Annotated in this window: 17 protein-coding genes and 1 pseudogene; 11 read left to right on the top strand and 7 right to left on the bottom strand. The window is 39.4% G+C overall.

Annotated features, from left to right (window positions below; genetic code table 11):
* The first annotated feature begins 103 nt into the window (after positions 1 to 103).
* Complete coding sequence (locus ND2E_RS17180; RefSeq protein ID WP_033092558.1) at positions 104 to 1,081, top strand: aldo/keto reductase; 978 nt, start codon at positions 104 to 106, stop codon at positions 1,079 to 1,081.
* Between the two features lie 55 nt (positions 1,082 to 1,136).
* On the opposite strand, the gene ND2E_RS17185 is transcribed toward ND2E_RS17180, so the two are convergent.
* Entirely contained in the window at positions 1,137 to 2,789 is a 1,653-nt protein-coding gene (locus ND2E_RS17185; RefSeq protein ID WP_033092557.1) for a hypothetical protein, read from the bottom strand.
* Between the two features lie 454 nt (positions 2,790 to 3,243).
* On the opposite strand from ND2E_RS17185, the gene ND2E_RS22310 reads away from it, so the two are divergent.
* The 3 genes from ND2E_RS22310 to ND2E_RS17195 all read left to right on the top strand — a co-directional run bounded on the left by ND2E_RS22310 (position 3,244) and on the right by ND2E_RS17195 (position 6,377).
* Positions 3,244 to 4,713, top strand: a complete 1,470-nt coding sequence (locus ND2E_RS22310; protein WP_052056242.1) for a DUF885 domain-containing protein — start codon at positions 3,244 to 3,246, stop codon at positions 4,711 to 4,713.
* 130 nt (positions 4,714 to 4,843) lie between these two features.
* Positions 4,844 to 5,674: a DUF417 family protein gene (locus ND2E_RS17190; protein ID WP_033092556.1), complete on the top strand. Its 831-nt coding sequence runs from the start codon at positions 4,844 to 4,846 to the stop codon at positions 5,672 to 5,674.
* A 19-nt stretch (positions 5,675 to 5,693) separates the two neighbouring features.
* Positions 5,694 to 6,377, top strand: a complete 684-nt coding sequence (locus ND2E_RS17195; protein WP_033092555.1) for an MOSC domain-containing protein — start codon at positions 5,694 to 5,696, stop codon at positions 6,375 to 6,377.
* On the opposite strand, the gene ND2E_RS17200 is transcribed toward ND2E_RS17195, so the two are convergent.
* Complete coding sequence (locus ND2E_RS17200; protein ID WP_033092554.1) at positions 6,374 to 6,928, bottom strand: MarR family winged helix-turn-helix transcriptional regulator; 555 nt, start codon at positions 6,926 to 6,928, stop codon at positions 6,374 to 6,376. The two genes, ND2E_RS17195 and ND2E_RS17200, sit on opposite strands and share 4 nt — an antisense overlap.
* A 162-nt stretch (positions 6,929 to 7,090) precedes the next feature.
* On the opposite strand from ND2E_RS17200, the gene ND2E_RS17205 reads away from it, so the two are divergent.
* The 3 genes from ND2E_RS17205 to ND2E_RS17215 all read left to right on the top strand — a co-directional run bounded on the left by ND2E_RS17205 (position 7,091) and on the right by ND2E_RS17215 (position 8,430).
* Positions 7,091 to 7,837: a hypothetical protein gene (locus ND2E_RS17205; RefSeq protein WP_033092553.1), complete on the top strand. Its 747-nt coding sequence runs from the start codon at positions 7,091 to 7,093 to the stop codon at positions 7,835 to 7,837.
* Between the two features lie 24 nt (positions 7,838 to 7,861).
* The gene (locus ND2E_RS17210; protein ID WP_033092552.1) at positions 7,862 to 8,107 is read left to right on the top strand and encodes a DUF2024 family protein; all 246 of its coding nucleotides are present in this window, start codon (positions 7,862 to 7,864) and stop codon (positions 8,105 to 8,107) included.
* A 68-nt stretch (positions 8,108 to 8,175) separates the two neighbouring features.
* Complete coding sequence (locus ND2E_RS17215) at positions 8,176 to 8,430, top strand: Rho-binding antiterminator (RefSeq protein ID WP_033092551.1); 255 nt, start codon at positions 8,176 to 8,178, stop codon at positions 8,428 to 8,430.
* A gap of 126 nt (positions 8,431 to 8,556) precedes the next feature.
* Here the strand turns inward: ND2E_RS17215 and ND2E_RS17220 are convergent, their stop codons facing one another.
* A complete protein-coding gene (locus ND2E_RS17220) occupies positions 8,557 to 8,979 on the bottom strand; it encodes a rhodanese-like domain-containing protein (RefSeq protein ID WP_052056241.1) in 423 nt (140 codons plus the stop codon).
* 179 nt (positions 8,980 to 9,158) lie between these two features.
* On the opposite strand from ND2E_RS17220, the gene ND2E_RS17225 reads away from it, so the two are divergent.
* Both ND2E_RS17225 and ND2E_RS17230 read left to right on the top strand, forming a co-directional pair.
* Positions 9,159 to 10,028, top strand: coding sequence for a LysR family transcriptional regulator (locus ND2E_RS17225; protein ID WP_033092550.1), 870 nt, complete (start codon positions 9,159 to 9,161; stop codon positions 10,026 to 10,028).
* A gap of 165 nt (positions 10,029 to 10,193) precedes the next feature.
* On the top strand, positions 10,194 to 11,375 hold the full coding sequence (locus tag ND2E_RS17230; RefSeq protein WP_033092549.1) for a YbfB/YjiJ family MFS transporter: 1,182 nt from the start codon (positions 10,194 to 10,196) through the stop codon (positions 11,373 to 11,375).
* A 16-nt stretch (positions 11,376 to 11,391) separates the two neighbouring features.
* On the opposite strand, the gene ND2E_RS0121225 is transcribed toward ND2E_RS17230, so the two are convergent.
* From ND2E_RS0121225 to ND2E_RS17240, 4 genes and pseudogenes are all read right to left on the bottom strand, one after another.
* A complete protein-coding gene (locus tag ND2E_RS0121225; protein WP_033092742.1) occupies positions 11,392 to 12,348 on the bottom strand; it encodes an ABC transporter substrate-binding protein in 957 nt (318 codons plus the stop codon).
* Between the two features lie 117 nt (positions 12,349 to 12,465).
* Positions 12,466 to 12,669 (bottom strand): annotated as a pseudogene (locus tag ND2E_RS23275) (hypothetical protein); the annotation flags it as partial.
* Between the two features lie 271 nt (positions 12,670 to 12,940).
* Positions 12,941 to 13,372, bottom strand: a complete 432-nt coding sequence (locus tag ND2E_RS17235) for a GlcG/HbpS family heme-binding protein (protein ID WP_033092548.1) — start codon at positions 13,370 to 13,372, stop codon at positions 12,941 to 12,943.
* Positions 13,373 to 13,489: 117 nt separating this feature from the next.
* Positions 13,490 to 14,278: an IclR family transcriptional regulator gene (locus tag ND2E_RS17240; RefSeq protein WP_033092547.1), complete on the bottom strand. Its 789-nt coding sequence runs from the start codon at positions 14,276 to 14,278 to the stop codon at positions 13,490 to 13,492.
* Between the two features lie 559 nt (positions 14,279 to 14,837).
* Here ND2E_RS17240 and bhcB point away from each other — a divergent pair.
* Both bhcB and bhcC read left to right on the top strand, forming a co-directional pair.
* Positions 14,838 to 15,815: a beta-hydroxyaspartate dehydratase BhcB gene (gene bhcB / locus ND2E_RS17245; RefSeq protein WP_033092546.1), complete on the top strand. Its 978-nt coding sequence runs from the start codon at positions 14,838 to 14,840 to the stop codon at positions 15,813 to 15,815.
* A gap of 104 nt (positions 15,816 to 15,919) precedes the next feature.
* Positions 15,920 to 17,068 carry a 3-hydroxy-D-aspartate aldolase BhcC gene (gene bhcC, locus ND2E_RS17250; protein ID WP_033092545.1) on the top strand — a complete coding sequence of 383 codons (1,149 nt, stop codon included), beginning with the start codon at positions 15,920 to 15,922 and terminating at the stop codon, positions 17,066 to 17,068.
* Positions 17,069 to 17,078: the final 10 nt, after the last annotated feature.

Here is a 17,078-nt window from a genome sequence, read left to right as displayed (position 1 = left end):
AACAATGAATATTTTTTTGTCATATTTTAATTGCTAATGTTTTAGGGAAGAATACGTACACAGTTCGGCACAAAATCGTCTATCAATGTCAGTAGGAAATGAAATGAACCGTAATAAATACCCACTATCTAGTGCAATAACAAATAATAGCTCGCTTGTGTTGGGCTGTATGGGATTAGGGGGGCGTTGGGATAAAGATCCTATTAGTGCAGTAGATATAAAAAAAGCAAATGAGGTTGTTGATGCGGCTATTGATTCAGATATTACCCTTTTTGACCATGCTGATATATATACTTTAGGTAAAGCTGAACAAGTGTTTGGTGAAGTATTGAAATCACGTCCCGAATTACGCGAGTTAATATCTATTCAATCAAAATGTGGCATTAGATTTGAAGATAATTTCTCACCCCAGCGATATGATTGCTCCCCTGAGTGGATTATAAGTTCTGTTGAGAATAGCTTATCTCGATTAAACGTAGAGCAACTCGACATTTTAATGCTCCATCGTCCCGACCCTCTGATGGAGCCAGAATTAGTTGCACAAGCTTTTGATACATTATCGGCTAGCGGAAAAGTTAAACATTTTGGTGTTTCTAATATGCAGCAGCATCAAATTTTATTTTTATCATCAGCATTATCACAACCTTTAGTGGTCAATCAAGTTGAGCTCAGCTTAAGCCATTTGGCTTGGTTGGAAGAAGGGGTAACCTCTGGGAATTCAGGAGAGCCTACAACTAATTATGCTGCGGGAACGCTTGAGTATTGCCGACAAAACAATATACAGTTGCAATCATGGGGCTGTTTAAGCCAGGGGCTATTTAGCGGACGTGATATCTCTCAAGCGCCGCTTCAGATACAAAAGACGGCAGAGCTGGTCTGTCAATTAGCTGCTGAATACCAGGTGAGTAAAGAGGTGATAGTCTTATCTTGGTTAATGCGTCATCCTGCGAATATTCAACCTGTTATTGGTACCACCAATATTGAGCGTATTAAAGCTTGTGCTGCTGCAGGTAAAATTAAGCTAACCAGAGAGCATTGGTATGCACTTTGGCTTTGCGCAAGAGGACATGCCTTGCCATAAAAGGCCTTTGAGGTTGTTAACAAGCTCAATACTCTGCGGCAGTATTAATTAGTTTTTATTGTGCAATGATATCAAACAGTAGGCATGGATTTTCCTCATTAGTCCATGGGAAACCGTCACTAGCGCATATAGTGTAGTGGACACTCTTGCTAACCGTGAAGGTAAAGCGATTAGACGAATTTTCGTATAAAACGCTGTTAATGTAATAACCTAAAGTATCACCATTTTCATCAGAGGTTTCAGATAGATCAAAAGTGAGTTGAGAGCCCGTCATGGCTTTGATAACAATAGCTGTATCTTTGTTGTCAAGGTATCGCGTTGCATCACCATCAATCATGACGACTAAGCTTGGCGCTTTTTGATCCGAATTTTCATCTCGAATAGCAACAATATCAGACAAGATTTTATAATTACCTATCGTATTGACATCAAGTTTTATTTTACCGTAGAGGCCACTCGATACTGTACTAAAGCCACCCTCAAGTTGAATAATATTATCATCGACCACCACCTTGATGGTGTAATTATTATTGGCCGATGAAATAGGTAATTTCAATTTGTTTTCCGTCGTTAAAATATCGATAAATTTATTATATTCTCCCGTCCAATTGTGAATAATCCAGTGATAGCTATAACCTGATGTGTCTGCGTGATTATCTTCAGTAACAGATAAGTAAATCTCATCTTCTGGATGGAAACTATGAACATTAAGGGAAACATCTAACGGTTTTATTGTCTCAGGCATGTCACTGTAGAAATGAAAGCTTAAGAGACACTCGCCAGACGCAGGACACCAACTAAGGTTATATTGTCCTTTGGTTGGGGGTAAGAATTTTAAAATAGCGCTTGTGTTATTAGCGCCCGCAATTGACAGTATCATTGGACGAGCTCCTCCATCGTCACCGGTCCATATAACCCAAGAGCCTCCTTTATTGACACTCGAAGCATCAACACTAACACAATTACCTTCAGGAATATGAGGCAAAGGTTGGCCCACTTCGTTAGGTAATAAGTTAATAATTGCTCTATCATCACAAATGGATGAGTTTAGATGCCCTGCGATGGTAAAACTCAGATCATAAGTTGTATTTTCTTTATCACCTAAAAGCGTTACCTGAATTGTTTCTTGGGTTGTTTCTCCTTCCTGTAAGTAATCAAAGCTATTCATCGCCTGAAAAGTTAATTTTTTTAGGTCAGGGCTAACTATTACACGCCCTCGAGCTGGTTGGTTAACGATGGCATAGCGAGCGTCTAGGTCAGTGCTTAATTCGTGAGCAAACTTAGTCAGACTACTATGAGTTGTCACAGAGAAACTCTCACTAATACCGCCAATAGTGAGAATGACCTCACTTGATGTTGAATAGCTTGCTGAGGATTGAACTCTCACGGTAACGGATTGTTGATCGGTAACTGTGCCAGAGGCAGTTGAAAAATCACCACCATCAATAGCATACTCGCCACCACTGATACTAATGGGACTGGATGCATTGATACCCGTCACCTTCACTGAGTTAGATGTGATTTTTGTTGCTAACGGCTGTTCTGTTTTATGTTCAAAACTAAAGGCTTCTGGTGAAGTATCTCTTGGTATCGCTGGTTCACTTTTTTCCACTTCGTTACTATTGGTACTAGTATCGCTGCCGCCACCGCAAGCTGTCAGTGTAACTAGCGCTATAAGTAAAATAATTTTTGCTGTCCATTTATTCATCTGAAATCCATTCATAGCAAAGCCTTAAATTAATGAGACTGTAAAATACAATGATTAGGTGAAATTGTAAGCTGCGTAAATGTAAGCAAATGTAGCAGTGATTTTGCTTTGTTTTTTATCTGGGTTTCAAGCTCTTTAGCCTGCTACTCGTTGTCCTTGTCATTCATTGTTACATTTCTATTTTTATTAACAGGTTGAAAATATGCAATATTAAGGTAAATCATAAAGTGGGCTCGAACAGCGCGGATATGCTCATCAACTTCATTGTTACTCAAACAGGAAAATGATTATTGATATAAAAAGCAATCCCATCTTGCTTTCAATTGTCAGGCCTACTGTGTGAAATGTGGTAAAAGTGTATTTTCCTAAGATATACCTGAACCATGCGTATGCTCGCCTAACAGGCATATCAATGACGTATTTAGCGGTAGAAATTAAATAAGGTTTCAAGGATATGAATAACGTAACTACCGGCTTGATCGCCATAACTTTTCTGTTTTGTAGCACAATACAAGCCAAAACTCTTGTTGCAGATGCTGGCATAGCGGCAAAACCACTACAAGCTTGCAAAACTGATTTAAGATATTTAAACCAAGTGCTTGGTTGGCAAGTCAAATGGCCTAGGCAATGGCAAGGGACGATCGCCTCTTCGCCAGACTCTATAAATGAAGCTCTTGTAAGGTGGTCACAGGTTCCTGCAGCTATTAATGAAACAATAGACACTTTACGTACCAATATTCCTACTAAGCAAACGGCACCACGTGCGGTGGTGATACGTGTGCACCAACAGGTTCGTGACCTTGTTGAAGCCCTAACGAGTAAAAATTCCAAATATATCTTTAGGGAGACGAAGAATAAAAATGCGATTAAGTGGAATACATTAATCAAACATGAAATTGCTCCTGCAGTTGCAGAGTTCGAAGATTTTATCCATCAAGAATATATGCCAGCCTCAACAGCAGATTCAGGCTTTTCATCTTTTAAAGGTGGCAATAAATGTTTCTCGAGTGCAGTTAAATGGTGGACCACTTTGAATCCTTCCTTGGCTGAAATCGAAGCTATTGGTCAAAAGCACCTTAACGAGTCGCGAAAGCAATTATTAGCTACGGGGAAAGCAGGGGATACAGTTGAAAGTATACTTGCTGATTTACGTGCTCAAGCTAAAGAAAATGGTATTTTGCCTAATGAATTGATCACACTCTCAGAAAGCGCCATTTCACGAGCAAAAAATAAATCTCAGCATTGGTTTTCTAAAGAAATAAATAAAAAAATTGCTATTACTGTGATGCCTAAATATATGCAAGACTCCGCACCAGCTGGGTATTATAGTAGAGCTCAAGGAGACGAACCCGCGAGTTATATTATTAATACATCACGGTCGAATGAAAGGCATTTAATGTCCGAGGTGATTGCTTTTCATGAAGGTATACCTGGCCATCATCTCTGGGTGACATATCCACGGGAGACACCGTCCAAGGGGTATAACTCTGGCATCCTTGAAGGTTGGGCATTATATGCTGAATATTTAGCTGATGAAATAGGGCTATACAGTTCAACATTTGATCGTCAAGGCATGCTTACTAAGCATCTATGGACAGCTAGTCGTCTTATTGTAGAACCAGGTTTACATGTGCATGGCTGGTCACGCGATGATGCCATTCATTTTATGATAAAGAATACAGTTATGTCACGAGCAGAAATAGAAATTGAAGTTGATCGCTACCTTGCCATGCCAGGGCAATCCTTGAGTTATATGTTAGGGGCGGATTTAATCTTGTCCGAACGACAACGTGCAACAGAAATATTAGGAAATTCGTTCGACATAGCTGCATTTCATGATGTTATTTTAACATCGGGTGTGCGTCCATTACCTCAGGTCACTAAAGATATTCGTATATGGACTACAAACTTGCTGGCTGATTAGCTAATGGAAAGGTCATTATATGTTTCCATGTTGCATAACATTCACGGGTTAATTTATTCTTTGCTTACGAAATAATATCCAGTTAATCAGGTCTTATTGGCACTTATTATTTTATACGCTCAGGATCTATATGAAGACGCTACATCTTAACTTTACTTTACTCTTAATTGGTATTTCTACTGCACTGTTAGGACTAAGCATATTACTGTTGGGCCCTCATAAGCATATAACCTTAACGACAGATTTTTATCTCATTTCTGATATATTACCCGCCCAAGTATTTAACTCGATTGCCGCTTTCGCTTTTATTTCGAGTGCGGTATTGGCATTTTTATCTATAAAGCAACATAACTTTCGATCCATTTTGGGGTATTTACTGATCGCGATTAGCATAGTGCCTTTGGGGTCTTTGCTGAGTAACGCTATGTGGATAGCCTCTATGGGCGGATTTCCTGTTATCGGCTCTGGCCAAGGGGTGATTAAGTATTTCGCCTTATTATCGATAGGAGTCTTGTTAGTAAAACGCACATTTTCTCCGCTAGTCAAAGCTTGGATCAGTATCTTGCCAGTATTGCTAGTTTTATTGTGGATTGGCGGTATGAAATTCACTTTACTTGAAGCACAAGGGATAGAAGGCTTAGTAAAAAGCTCTCCTTTTATGGGCTGGTTGTATAATTTCTTTAGCATACAAACAACGTCAAATATTATTGGCGTATATGATTTAATTGCTGTTGTTATGTTAATCTTAGCTATTTATTCGCCGAAATTGACTGTGCCGGCGATTTTGATGTCCGGCATGGTTTTTGTGGTAACTCAAACCTTTTTAATCAGTTTTTCTGCTTCATTATCAAGTGAAACATTATTATCAACGACGGGACATTTTCTCATTAAAGATTTATGGTTTTTGGCCTGTTTATTTTTCTATTATTCAGCCGTCAGAAAATTACCGTCCAAAACATAATTTAACCAAAGGATTGCGCATGAACAATACACATTATTTGACCAATATTTATTGCGGAAAAGTGGCTGTACGTTACGGTATTGAAACCGCAATAGACAAGCAACCGATAAATACTAATGTGTATTTATCATTTGATGGATTAGCAGGTGATGAGTGTGCTGACAAACTGCATCATGGTGGCTTAGAGCGTGCGTTACATCAATATCCAGCTGAGCATTATGGCTATTGGCAAGAGAAATATAATAGCAATAGTGCTTGGCAAGCTGCCGGTATGGGCGAGAATATGAGCTCAATAGGTATGACAGAGCAGACTGTCTGTTTGGGCGATCGCTATCAATGGGGAGAAGCGATTATCGAAGTGAGTCAACCTCGATCTCCTTGTTTTAAACTCAATAAACGTTGGGGAATCGAAGGTTTATCGGTTGATATGCAGGATGTTAGTCGTAGTGGTTGGTTATATCGCGTTATTCAACCCGGCATGGTCAGTGTTGAAGAACCGTTAGAGTTAATCGATCGCGTTGACAATGCCATGACAATCACTGCAGTGTGTGAGACGTTTTTTGGTGACCCTTTGAACACAGAGAAACTGTTAAAATTAAAAGAGCAAAACACCTTATCTGCTAGTTGGATGGAAAAAGTGGAACAACGCCTGGTCAATAATGAAGTAGAAAATTGGAATTTTAGGTTGTTAGATCATGCTTAAACGACATACTCTCTGCAGATAAGCATAATATCATCGCTGCTTAAAGCCTCTTTAGTTAAATCACATAAAATGCCGTCACTCGTCTTGCGATTAAACTTACAATGCTGACAAACGCCAAAGGCAGTTCGCCCAGTAGCCTGTTGATAGTTACTTAATACTTTTTTCAGTAATGTTTTTGTTTCAAACTCTTCATCAATAGACAAACTGGTTATAGCATCGGTAAACTTCTGTGGTGGACACGTTTTCTTTAAAAACTCACGACCTGCTTCAGTGACGTTTAAATGGGTAATGCGCTTATCTTTTTTGTCTTTTACTTTACTAATTAAGGCCTTGCTTTCCAGAATTTTTAACGATTGTGATACCGTGCCTTTAGTTAATCCTAAAAACTCGGTGACCGCTAAGGTGGTATCTGAGTAACGATTACAAGTTGATAAGTAATACAAAGCTTCTTGCTGTATAGGTTGCAAGCCTAAACTTTGCCCTTCCAGTCGCGTTTCTTGCCGGAGTAAATTGGCTAAACGCTCGATTAAATTAAATAGTTCATCATTCATACTCTAATAGTATCGAGTCAAAACATATTTGACAAGCAGAGTTTTCTTGTGCTTAAATATAAGTTGTTTTGAGTCGAAACCATGTTTGATATGAATATAGCAAATTGAATTCCGTAGTAAGTAGTGATCCACCCATAGATAAGTTAAGTGAAAGGATTAATTATGAAAACTTTACCGATATTAATTGCAGCATCATTGAGCACCCTGCTGCTGACAACAACTACCTTCGCTCATAATAAGCACAGCGGTCACATTCAAGCATCGAGATCAGCGGCTATTGCTACTGAGTTTGATATTGTCCATGCTAAGGTGATTACCCAAGGCAGTCATCTGGTTTTTCAACAAGCCGTAACAGGCAAGGTTGGTAATAAACAACCCAAGAAAACTGGCCAGTTAGCGGGGGCAGGGGTATATAGCTATGTCTGGCCAACTTCATTAAACAGTTCTGCAGCAGGTTTTGAAGCTGATCAAGGTATTCTATCTTTAGCTTTGACTGTGCATCCAGACTTTGACGATACGCCTTTATATGACGAAGATGGTGATGGCAATAAAACTAATGATGGAGATAAATGGCACAGTCACTGGGTAGTCCTTGTGCCTGATAATGATTGTGGTGAAGGCGCTCTAAAAGTGAAAGATATAGCACAGGGTAGCTCTCCCAAATTACCAATAACCTGGCCAAATTTACCTCTCTTTATAGATAGTCCAGGATTTGACTTTACTTTAGCAAAATCTGAAGTGTTAATCAGAGTGCCGTTATCTGCAGTTGGTTTTCCTGAAAGCTTTTCATTTGATGGCGTTACTGCAGGATTAAAAATAAACCAGCAAGTTCATGCGCCTTTACTGTGTGTCACCGATGTTTTTGACATCGCATCAGGTGATTTAAGTTTACCCGGTAAAAGCCAATAAAGCTGCTGAGTAGGAGTAATGTATATGCAAATTCATGTTTTTGATACTCATGTAATGACTACCTCAGGCCAATATATTCATTTTGATGTCTTGGTGGATAATGAAAATATCAAGAAGGTAGAACTATATGCTGCACAATATCTCGAGACACTAGGAGTGAAAATAGACAATATTAAGCAAAGCCGCTGCAATTTTTGCCATAGCGAACTTGCTGATCTCGAGGTGCAAGAGCGTATTGCTAACCAAGGGCACAGTATTATTCGTTTATAATTCATTTACTATCGATTTGGCATCAAATAATGCTGGAAAATTGCTATTGTAAAGGGCGGGAGTAATTTATGGTAAAGAACATCAGTTGTCAGGCGCATGACTATTTTGAAATTGTCTGCATGCGCCGTAGCCTAATTAAGGTTACAACCAAAAAAAATCAACACTATCATGGCGTAGCATCAGATATCGAGCTGATTGAAAAGCAAGAATATCTAAGCATTCTTGAGGGGCATGAAATTAAGCAAGTGCTGTTAAGCGACGTTCAAAAGCTTGAAGCAGTAGGAAATAGCCCTGAACAGCATAATTTTTCTATGGCATGGTAATTAGGCAATAAAGCCGAAATATCAACGGCTTTATTGCCTTGTATAGAATATACCTCGTAGGCATTATACCTAAAAGCTATCTAATTCCGACAGAATCATACACCTTTAAGTGGAGCGGATATCGCCCTAGGTTTGTGCTTTATTTGCATGACGGTTGACTGGGTATCGTTCAAAATCTTCCCAATAATGAATACCGCCCAACATTTCTTTAACACCATAACCCAAGGCAGAAATCTTCAATGCGGCTTTTGCGCCACCATTACAGCCGGGTCCCCAACAGTACACAACAAACAAAGTATCTTTTTCATAGTTAGCTAAAGACTCAGCACTTATTTCATTGTGGGGTAAGTTGACCGCGGTAATAGCGTGGCTTTTTTTAAAAGCTTCTTTAGCGCGCACATCTAATAACACATAGTGTTTACTGTCTTGTATTATATCGCTATAAACATCAGAACAATCGGTTTCGCTGGCAAGTTTGGCTGCAAAATAATTATTCACTTGTTGTGTTGGAATTAATTGTTGAGAAAATGCATTACTATAATGAGTCATCGTTGTTCCTTAAGTAGAAAAACTTCAGAATAACGTGGCTATTTGACTAGATGAATTCATTTATCCTTTAGGTTGTCTTCGGTATAAATGAATGGTTGTCAATAGTATGAAAAGGGTAGAGTAGGCGTGATAAGAGCGTTTAAACGTTAACATCAAGAAAGAAATTGAGGGAGTTTTCTGTGGAGTTTTATCACCTGCGTTCATTTGTTGCCGTTGCTCAAACAGGTAACCTAACTCAAGCAGCTAAACGCTTATATACTACGCCACCTGCGATAAGCGCCCATATTAAAAGCTTAGAAGCAGAGTTGGCAACATCTCTATTTACTCGTTCTAGTAAAGGTATGGCTTTGACTGCAAAAGGGCAATTACTGTTAACAAAAGCGCAAGTAACGTTAGATAGCGCAGTAGATTTAGTCAATCTTGCTGCTGATAATCAACATGAAATTATTGGCACCTTTAGACTAGGCAATAACCTGAATGTTGAGCAAGTTAGATTGGCTGAGCTTGCGGAAAATTTACAAGAAAATTGTCCGGGCATAAGTTTGGCTATTCAACAACAATCTAGCGGTAAAACACTGAAAGATATTCGTAGTCAGCAACTAGATGGCGGTTATGTTTTTGGTGAGATCCCAGATGATTTTATGAGTATTAAGGTATCGGAGCAGATAATAACGACGATTGCACCGTTAACTTTTGATGTTAACCAAGCCTTAACCGCATCAGCGCTCAGTCAACAACCTTGGATAATGATGGGGGAATATTGTCCCTTTGATGATTTACTCAAAGCTAAGCTGGGAAAAAATATTATCTCAGTATTAAAGTCTAGTGATGATGGCACCCGTTTAGCGTTGGTTAAAAAGTGTTTTGGTCTGAGTTTTTCCACCCTGGAAGAAGCTCGGATAGCGGAAAAAGATAACAGAGTACAAGTTATTTCTGCACTAGATTTTAAAGCTCCTTTATACTTTGTCGTTGCTAAAAATAGAGCAAAAGATCCTGTTGTTAAAGCGTTATTGCAAGAAATTCGTATTTTATGGCATCAACATATCTAAACACTCTCTGTCCTCAATAAGAACAAGCTTAATATTATATTTAAAAATCAGCTTTTTGATATCTTCATTTTAAATATTAGCCATCATCATTGGTGATTTACGTATTTATCTCTGTTGGTTATACACTGCAAGGTATAGTGAAGAATATTTTGATGGAGCCATAGGGTGCAGTTTAATCGACAGAGTAATAGTGCAATTTTATTGGCCGGTATTTTAGCTCTCGTCGTGGGAGTTGGCGTTGCTCGTTTTGTTTTCACTTCACTGTTGCCAGCGATGCTAGAAGATTCAATTAGCATTGCTTTTGCAGGTGTACTTGCCGCAATAAATTACTTTGGTTATTTAAGTGGCTCTATTTTTTCTATTTTTATTAAAGATATATATGCCAAAGTAAAATATTTCAGATTCGGCTTATTGTTATGTGTCATTTGCTCTTTTGCTTTAGGTGTTACTGAAAATAGTACCGTGTGGGTTATTACTCGATTTTTGGCCGGGTTTGGAGCGGCAATGGCGCTTGTTGTTGGTTCTGCGATTGTCATGCTGAAGCTACAGTCGACTAATAAAACTAAGGCCATGGGAATACATTTCACCGGCTTAGGTTTTTCAATCGTCATTACTGATCTTCTGATGCGAAGCGTCTTTTATTATGGTGGAAATTGGCAAGATGCTTGGTTGGTTTTGGCCGGGTTTGGTGCGCTTTTCGCTTGTTATTCTGCTTATGTCTTACGCTTTGATAAACAAGCTAGCAATGACATTGTTAAGCATAAATTTGATAAGTCACTTTTTTCTCCTATTGCTATCTTACTTATCTGTGCCTATTTTACCGAAGGGGTTGGCATGGTGGTACAAGCAACATTTCTGCCGGATATAGTCAACTCATTAGATGGACTAGGAGGTAGTGGTGGTTTTGTCTGGTTAGCGGTCGGACTTGCTGGGATCCCGTCGTGTATTTTGTGGATGCGCTTAGCACATCATTTTGGCAGTATTAATATCATGATAATCGCAATGTTTTTACAGATTATTGGCATTTTAATCCCGACATTTTCGAATAATATTATTATGAACCTTATGAGTGGGATGTTTTTTGGTGCTACCTTTATTGGCTTAGTCGCCCTGTTTATGAATTTTGGCGGTCAGCTTTGTTATAAAAATCCTGTTTTCATTATGGGAGCAATAACATCGGCATACGGGTTTGGACAAATAATCGCACCATTATATTGCGTGGCGTTGATTGAACAATTTAATAGTTATAATCCCGCTTTATATATAACCGCCGGTATTGTTGCGTGTGGAATACTTTTACTGACGTATATTAAATTTAATTTTAAAGAGGCTAAATACTGCACTTAGCAATATAACATTGGATTTACTGCTGGCATGTTAGTGATGACCATTTTTTGATGCTGTTAGCATATTTCTTTGACCATTCAATAGCTGCGGCTTGATCTGATAGTTTTTCAACAACAGCTAAAGAAGCAGCATCTGAAATCATTCGATTAGTAAAACTAATGTTTTGAATTAAGTTATACACACAAGGAAATCTTTGCTTTAAATTGGGGGTCGCTGCTTTTTTTAACCATCCGCCTCTACGGTTGCCACAGTCTTTAACTAATTTTTTATTGAGTCCCCATTCTGGTTCTTTTTCACATTGCTCTGAATAAAGTGGAAAATTGACAAACTCACCGTCGATGTAATCGTCAGTCCAATTAGGGCTCCAATTTAACATAAGGATAGGGCGTTTTTGTTGAGTCGCACGACTAAGCTCTTTCCACAGGGCAGCAGCATCAGGTAAACGTTCGATGGAAAAGTTTAGCCCTAGTGCTCGAATAATATCAGCATCACCATAATTCCATGGGCCACCAAAATATATACCCTTGCCCATTGTTTTTGAGCCCTTAAAAAGTGCTCTACACTGGTTTAATGCTTGCCATTGGGGGAGTTCAGGACATAAATTTTCGACATATTTAGGGTACCACCAATCCTCTATTACTTTAGCTTCGTGTGTGCCTAAATCAATAATGTCACCGCTAGCGACCAGCTGATTAAATTCTTGTCCCATAGAGGGCTCCCATACTTCTATTTGAAAATGAATAACGCCGCGTTTTAGCGCCCCCCATTGACGGTCAGCACTGATGTTGACATATTCTACTGGCACATCTAAATTTTCAATTAACTGACCAACAACATTGGACAATACCCGTTGGCTTGACCAGTTATTTGTTGGAATGACGACTTTATCTGACAGGTGTGAGGGTTTGGACCATAATGTGCTGGAAAAGAAGAGTAATGATAATAATGTCTTAACGTAATAACTATGCTGCATATTTAGCCTAAGGGTTAAACGAGGTTCGCCGTGCTTCAAATAAAAGGTAATGAAGCTAAGACTGAATTTTATCGCGAATAAGAAATAAAAGTCACCCGTTACTACTATTTCCAAGAGGCTAGGGTCTGCTGAACTTTCGAGATTGTTTTTGCAGCGGTTTGTTGGGTATTTATACAAGGCAGAGCCTTTGCCATGTGGTTGTTCCACATAAAAAGGCGATAACGCCGTAAAAATGTCCAACGAACGCTGTCCGAAGGATTCGGCTAAAAGCGTCTTACTCATTGTTGAGTAGTATTTGCTTAGAGTGACTAGACTACACACTACTCGACGCGATTAAAACGATTTACTTCCTTTAAAAAATGCGAACAAAATTTAACCGCGAAAATCAACAGACCCTAGTACGATTAAGTTTAATATATATTTACAATGGTGTCCCATTTCGTATTGAAGTACTCTGCTCCTGAGGGGATTTTGTCTCGCTTATGAGCAGAATGATAGCAAGAATTATGGGGTAGTGACGTGGGGTTTAAATTAGGCAAAAGCGAATGATATTGTGGTGGCCCAAAACACCTATTCACCTTTGCCTGACTCGTTAGCCATAGGCATGACTAAAACTATCAATGCCTGCTTGAGCGCAACCTAAATCTTGCTCAGGGGAGCCTGAGCTAACGCCAATACCACCGACCACGTTGCCATTAAAGGTGATAGGCAAACCACCGCCAACAATACACATACGACCGCCTAAAGCAGTATGAATTCCAAATAAATTATTTTTATGCCCTGGAATACATGCTTTGTTAAATTCATGAGTACCTTTACGTGCGGATGCTGCAGTAAAGGCTTTATCTTGCGAGATGGTAATGCTGTGAACTTTACCACCATCCATTCGTTCAAAGGCAATTAAATTACCTGACTCATCTACCACCGAAATGCACATTGGAACACCGAGTTCATTAGCTTTATTTACTGCACCATCTATGATGGTTTTTGCTTCTTTTTGGCTTAGTCTATTTATTGTTAACATAGTTTCCACTCTTTAATTTTAAATCTGGTTTATATCCTGAGCTCCTTTCTGAGGGGATGGGTTTACCGCAGAGATGAAGGTGGCGGTGATAAAATACCCTTGCGGAGTTAATTTTGCTTAGCTGGCTTCTTTAATTGGCTGTTGATTTTTTACAAAACCAAGCTCAACGGAAATTGATTTCCCTGCTTTGATTAAGTGTTTAACCCATTCATCTTTACGTCTTTCAATGGGGGCTGATACGGATAATCCAGCGACCACTTCACCATATCTGTCATATAATAAAACGCCAATGCAGCCTACGCCTATTTCAGCTTCTTCATTGTCATAGGCAAAACCTTGCTCAACACAATGCATGCATTCACGTTCTAAACTCTCAATACTTGAAAATGTCTTACGGGTATAGGTTGGCAAATTTGTGCGCTGGGCATAGCCACTGATCCCTTCACTACCTTCCATACCTAACATCATTTTACCGACACCTGTAACATGCAGCGGCGCACGGCTGCCTATGATTTGTTGAACATGCATCATTCTATTGGGAATGGCTTTTTCTACGTAAATGATCACATCGCCTTCACGTGTAGTGAGATTAATCGTTTCACCAAATTTATCACGCAGTTTTTCCATGTAAGGCAATGCTATCTTACGAAAATCTACGTGCTGAGATTGGTAGTTGCTGAGTCTAATGAGCCTGCCACTAAGCTGGTACTTACCTGAGTTGTCTCGGTCAACAAAGTGATTATCGATAAGAGAATGTAATATTCGAAAAGCAGTAGATGGTGCTAAATTGGTATCGGCACTAAGCGCTTTAAGTGTTACCGGCATGGTATAGCGTGAAATAGCGTCTAGTAATGTGGCTGCTCTATCGATTACTTGAATGCGAGATTCTGGTTTAACTTTAGTCATAATATTGCCGCTCAGTGTAAAATTTATCGAATACCAATCAAACTATCTAAATGCTCTTTTTATAGCGTCTTTCTATCCAATAACATCGTTATTTTGAAGATTTACTCATATTAAAAATGAACCAATAATTAATTGAACTGTTATAACATCCTCTTTCTTGACTCTTGTGTCAACTTTTTGTTTTCAATTTTTAATATAAAGCTAAAACTGACAAAAACCAGCATTAGTTTGTAATTGCCTATTTCACATAGTGGAATTCATAGGATTCTGTGTGTTCGACATTCATATACTCCCTTATTTATCAGTGGTCTGTAAGACATTTTATTGTGCTAATAAATCGCTATTCCACATGCTGAAATTCATCCTGATTGCCTGAGCTAGCTGTTTTCCATAAGGTGAAATTGAAGCGAAAAATATTGAGAAGGTAAGCACCATCTACAAATTACGAGTCACCGTAAGGCTCATAAAGATAAATACGACTTACCACATGATGAACGTCACGGTTAAAACCATGACTACGATGACGGCAAAAACCGCAAGAAATATATAAGAGGCACTTATGAGCAGTTCACCTAACCCAACCATGACAATTCCACGCTACGAAGATGTACTCGTTGCTCACGAACGCATTAAACCCTTTATTCATGAAACACCAGTATTAACCTCACGTTTCCTCAATGAATTAACGGGTGCTGAGTTGTTTTTTAAATGTGAAAACTTGCAAAAGGCAGCCGCTTTTAAAGTGCGCGGTGCCTGTAATGCCGTCTTTGGCTTAACTGATGCCGAAGCAAAAATTGGCGTTGCCACACACTCATCAGGTAATCACGCTTTGTCATTGTCTTATGCTGCGGGAAGGCGTGGCATACCCGTGACTGTAGTGATGCCAAGTACAGCACCACAAGCTAAAAAAGATGCTGTCATAGGTTATGGCGGAGTCATAGTTGAATGTGAGCCTTCTACTAGTTCGCGTGAAGCAGTTTTTGCTGATGTTGTTGCTAAGTCAGGGGCTGACTTTGTTCACCCCTATAACGATCCACGTGTTATTGCTGGACAAGCAACTTGTGCAAAAGAACTCGTTAATCAAGTGCTTAATTTAGATTCCGTAGTCGCGCCAATTGGTGGTGGCGGCATGATTTCAGGCACGTGTTTAACGCTGTCGACTACCAATCCAACAATAAAAATTTATGCGGCTGAGCCTCTCAATGCAGATGATGCTGCGCGTTCATTTAAAGCAGGTCACATCATTGCTGACGATGCACCAAATACAGTCGCAGATGGCCTTAAGGTTCCGTTAAAAGACTTAACCTGGCATTTTGTGAAAAACCATGTCACCGATATTTTAACGGCAACTGAAGATGAAATTGTTGCGGCAATGAAGCTTATTTGGATCCGCATGAAAATTGTCGTAGAGCCAAGCAGTGCAGTAACGCTCGCTATTATTTTGAAAAACCCCGAGGTATTTAAAGGCAAGCGTATTGGGGTGATTCTTACCGGCGGTAATGTCGATTTAGATAAATTACCGTGGATGAAGACCTAAGCAGAAGCACTGTTACAAAAAAATAAAATCACATTCAGATTGAACCTTATACAAAGCTAAAATTAAAAATTAACTAAGTACTCATTAAAATTTTGGAGAAGAAGATGACAAAAGTAAACGATTTAGAAGTAGGTTACGACGTTCCAGCGCTGCCAGGGATGAATGAAGCAGATATTCAAACGCCATGTCTAGTCATCGATTTAGACGCGTTAGAACGTAATATTACTAAGATGGGACAATTTGCTAAAGAGATGGGCGTTCGCCATCGTGTGCATGGAAAAATGCATAAGTCTGTAGATATCGCTTTTTTACAAGAAAAGCTTGGTGACAGCTGCGGTGTGTGTTGTCAAAAAGTATCAGAAGCCGAAGTCTTTGCACGGGGCGGTATCAAAGATGTTTTAGTGTCTAACCAAGTACGTGAACCCGCAAAAATTGATCGGTTAGCGCGTTTACCTAAACTTGGCGCTCGTATCTTGGTCTGTGTTGATGATCTTGAAAACGTTGCTGAACTTGCGGCGGCGGTGAATAAGCACGATACGCAAATTGAATGTTTAGTTGAAATTGACTGTGGCGCGGGTCGTTGTGGTGTGAGTGAAGGTCAGCCTGTTGTTGATATTGCTAAAGCGATTTCTGCCACGCCAGGTCTTACGTTTTCGGGTATTCAGGCTTATCAAGGTGCTATGCAGCACATGGAAAACTATCAAGAACGTAAAGAGAAAATTGACATTGCAGTAGGCATGGTTGCTCGTACAATCGACATGCTTAAAGCGGAAGGGCTCGAGTGTGACATTGTTGGCGGTGGCGGTACAGGCTCATATTACTTTGAAGGTAACTCGGGTGTTTTCAATGAATTACAATGTGGCTCTTACGCTTTTATGGATGCAGATTACCAGCGCATTCATGATGAAAAAGGTGAGCGTATTTCAGAATTTGAAAACTCATTATTCATCTTAACCTCTGTTATGAGCCACACTAAAGCTGACAAAGCTATTTGTGATGCAGGGCTTAAAGCGCAATCAGTAGATAGTGGTTTACCGTATATCTTTGGTCGTGACGATGTTGAATATATTAAATGTTCTGATGAACATGGTGTTATTTCAGACGTTAACGGCGCACTTAAAATTAATGAAAAGCTAAAACTAGTACCAGGGCATTGTGATCCAACGTGTAACGTACACGATTATTATGTTGGCGTCCGTAATGGCAAGGTAGAAACCTTATGGCCAGTTTCTGCGCGTGGTAAAGCTTACTAATAAACTATTT

Source organism: Colwellia psychrerythraea (assembly GCF_000764225.1).
GTDB classification, from domain to species: Bacteria; Pseudomonadota; Gammaproteobacteria; order Enterobacterales; family Alteromonadaceae; genus Colwellia; species Colwellia psychrerythraea_D.
This window is presented reverse-complemented; position numbering and strand designations above follow the sequence as displayed.

Coding starts and splice junctions, on each gene's coding strand:
- ND2E_RS17180 (WP_033092558.1), top strand. CDS start 104: ATGAACCGTAATAAATACCCACTATCTAGTGCAATAACAAATAATAGC.
- ND2E_RS17185 (WP_033092557.1), bottom strand. CDS start 2,789: ATGAATAAATGGACAGCAAAAATTATTTTACTTATAGCGCTAGTTACA.
- ND2E_RS22310 (WP_052056242.1), top strand. CDS start 3,244: ATGAATAACGTAACTACCGGCTTGATCGCCATAACTTTTCTGTTTTGT.
- ND2E_RS17190 (WP_033092556.1), top strand. CDS start 4,844: ATGAAGACGCTACATCTTAACTTTACTTTACTCTTAATTGGTATTTCT.
- ND2E_RS17195 (WP_033092555.1), top strand. CDS start 5,694: ATGAACAATACACATTATTTGACCAATATTTATTGCGGAAAAGTGGCT.
- ND2E_RS17200 (WP_033092554.1), bottom strand. CDS start 6,928: ATGAATGATGAACTATTTAATTTAATCGAGCGTTTAGCCAATTTACTC.
- ND2E_RS17205 (WP_033092553.1), top strand. CDS start 7,091: ATGAAAACTTTACCGATATTAATTGCAGCATCATTGAGCACCCTGCTG.
- ND2E_RS17210 (WP_033092552.1), top strand. CDS start 7,862: ATGCAAATTCATGTTTTTGATACTCATGTAATGACTACCTCAGGCCAA.
- ND2E_RS17215 (WP_033092551.1), top strand. CDS start 8,176: ATGGTAAAGAACATCAGTTGTCAGGCGCATGACTATTTTGAAATTGTC.
- ND2E_RS17220 (WP_052056241.1), bottom strand. CDS start 8,979: ATGACTCATTATAGTAATGCATTTTCTCAACAATTAATTCCAACACAA.
- ND2E_RS0121225 (WP_033092742.1), bottom strand. CDS start 12,348: ATGCAGCATAGTTATTACGTTAAGACATTATTATCATTACTCTTCTTT.
- ND2E_RS17235 (WP_033092548.1), bottom strand. CDS start 13,372: ATGTTAACAATAAATAGACTAAGCCAAAAAGAAGCAAAAACCATCATA.
- ND2E_RS17240 (WP_033092547.1), bottom strand. CDS start 14,278: ATGACTAAAGTTAAACCAGAATCTCGCATTCAAGTAATCGATAGAGCA.
- bhcB (WP_033092546.1), top strand. CDS start 14,838: ATGAGCAGTTCACCTAACCCAACCATGACAATTCCACGCTACGAAGAT.
- bhcC (WP_033092545.1), top strand. CDS start 15,920: ATGACAAAAGTAAACGATTTAGAAGTAGGTTACGACGTTCCAGCGCTG.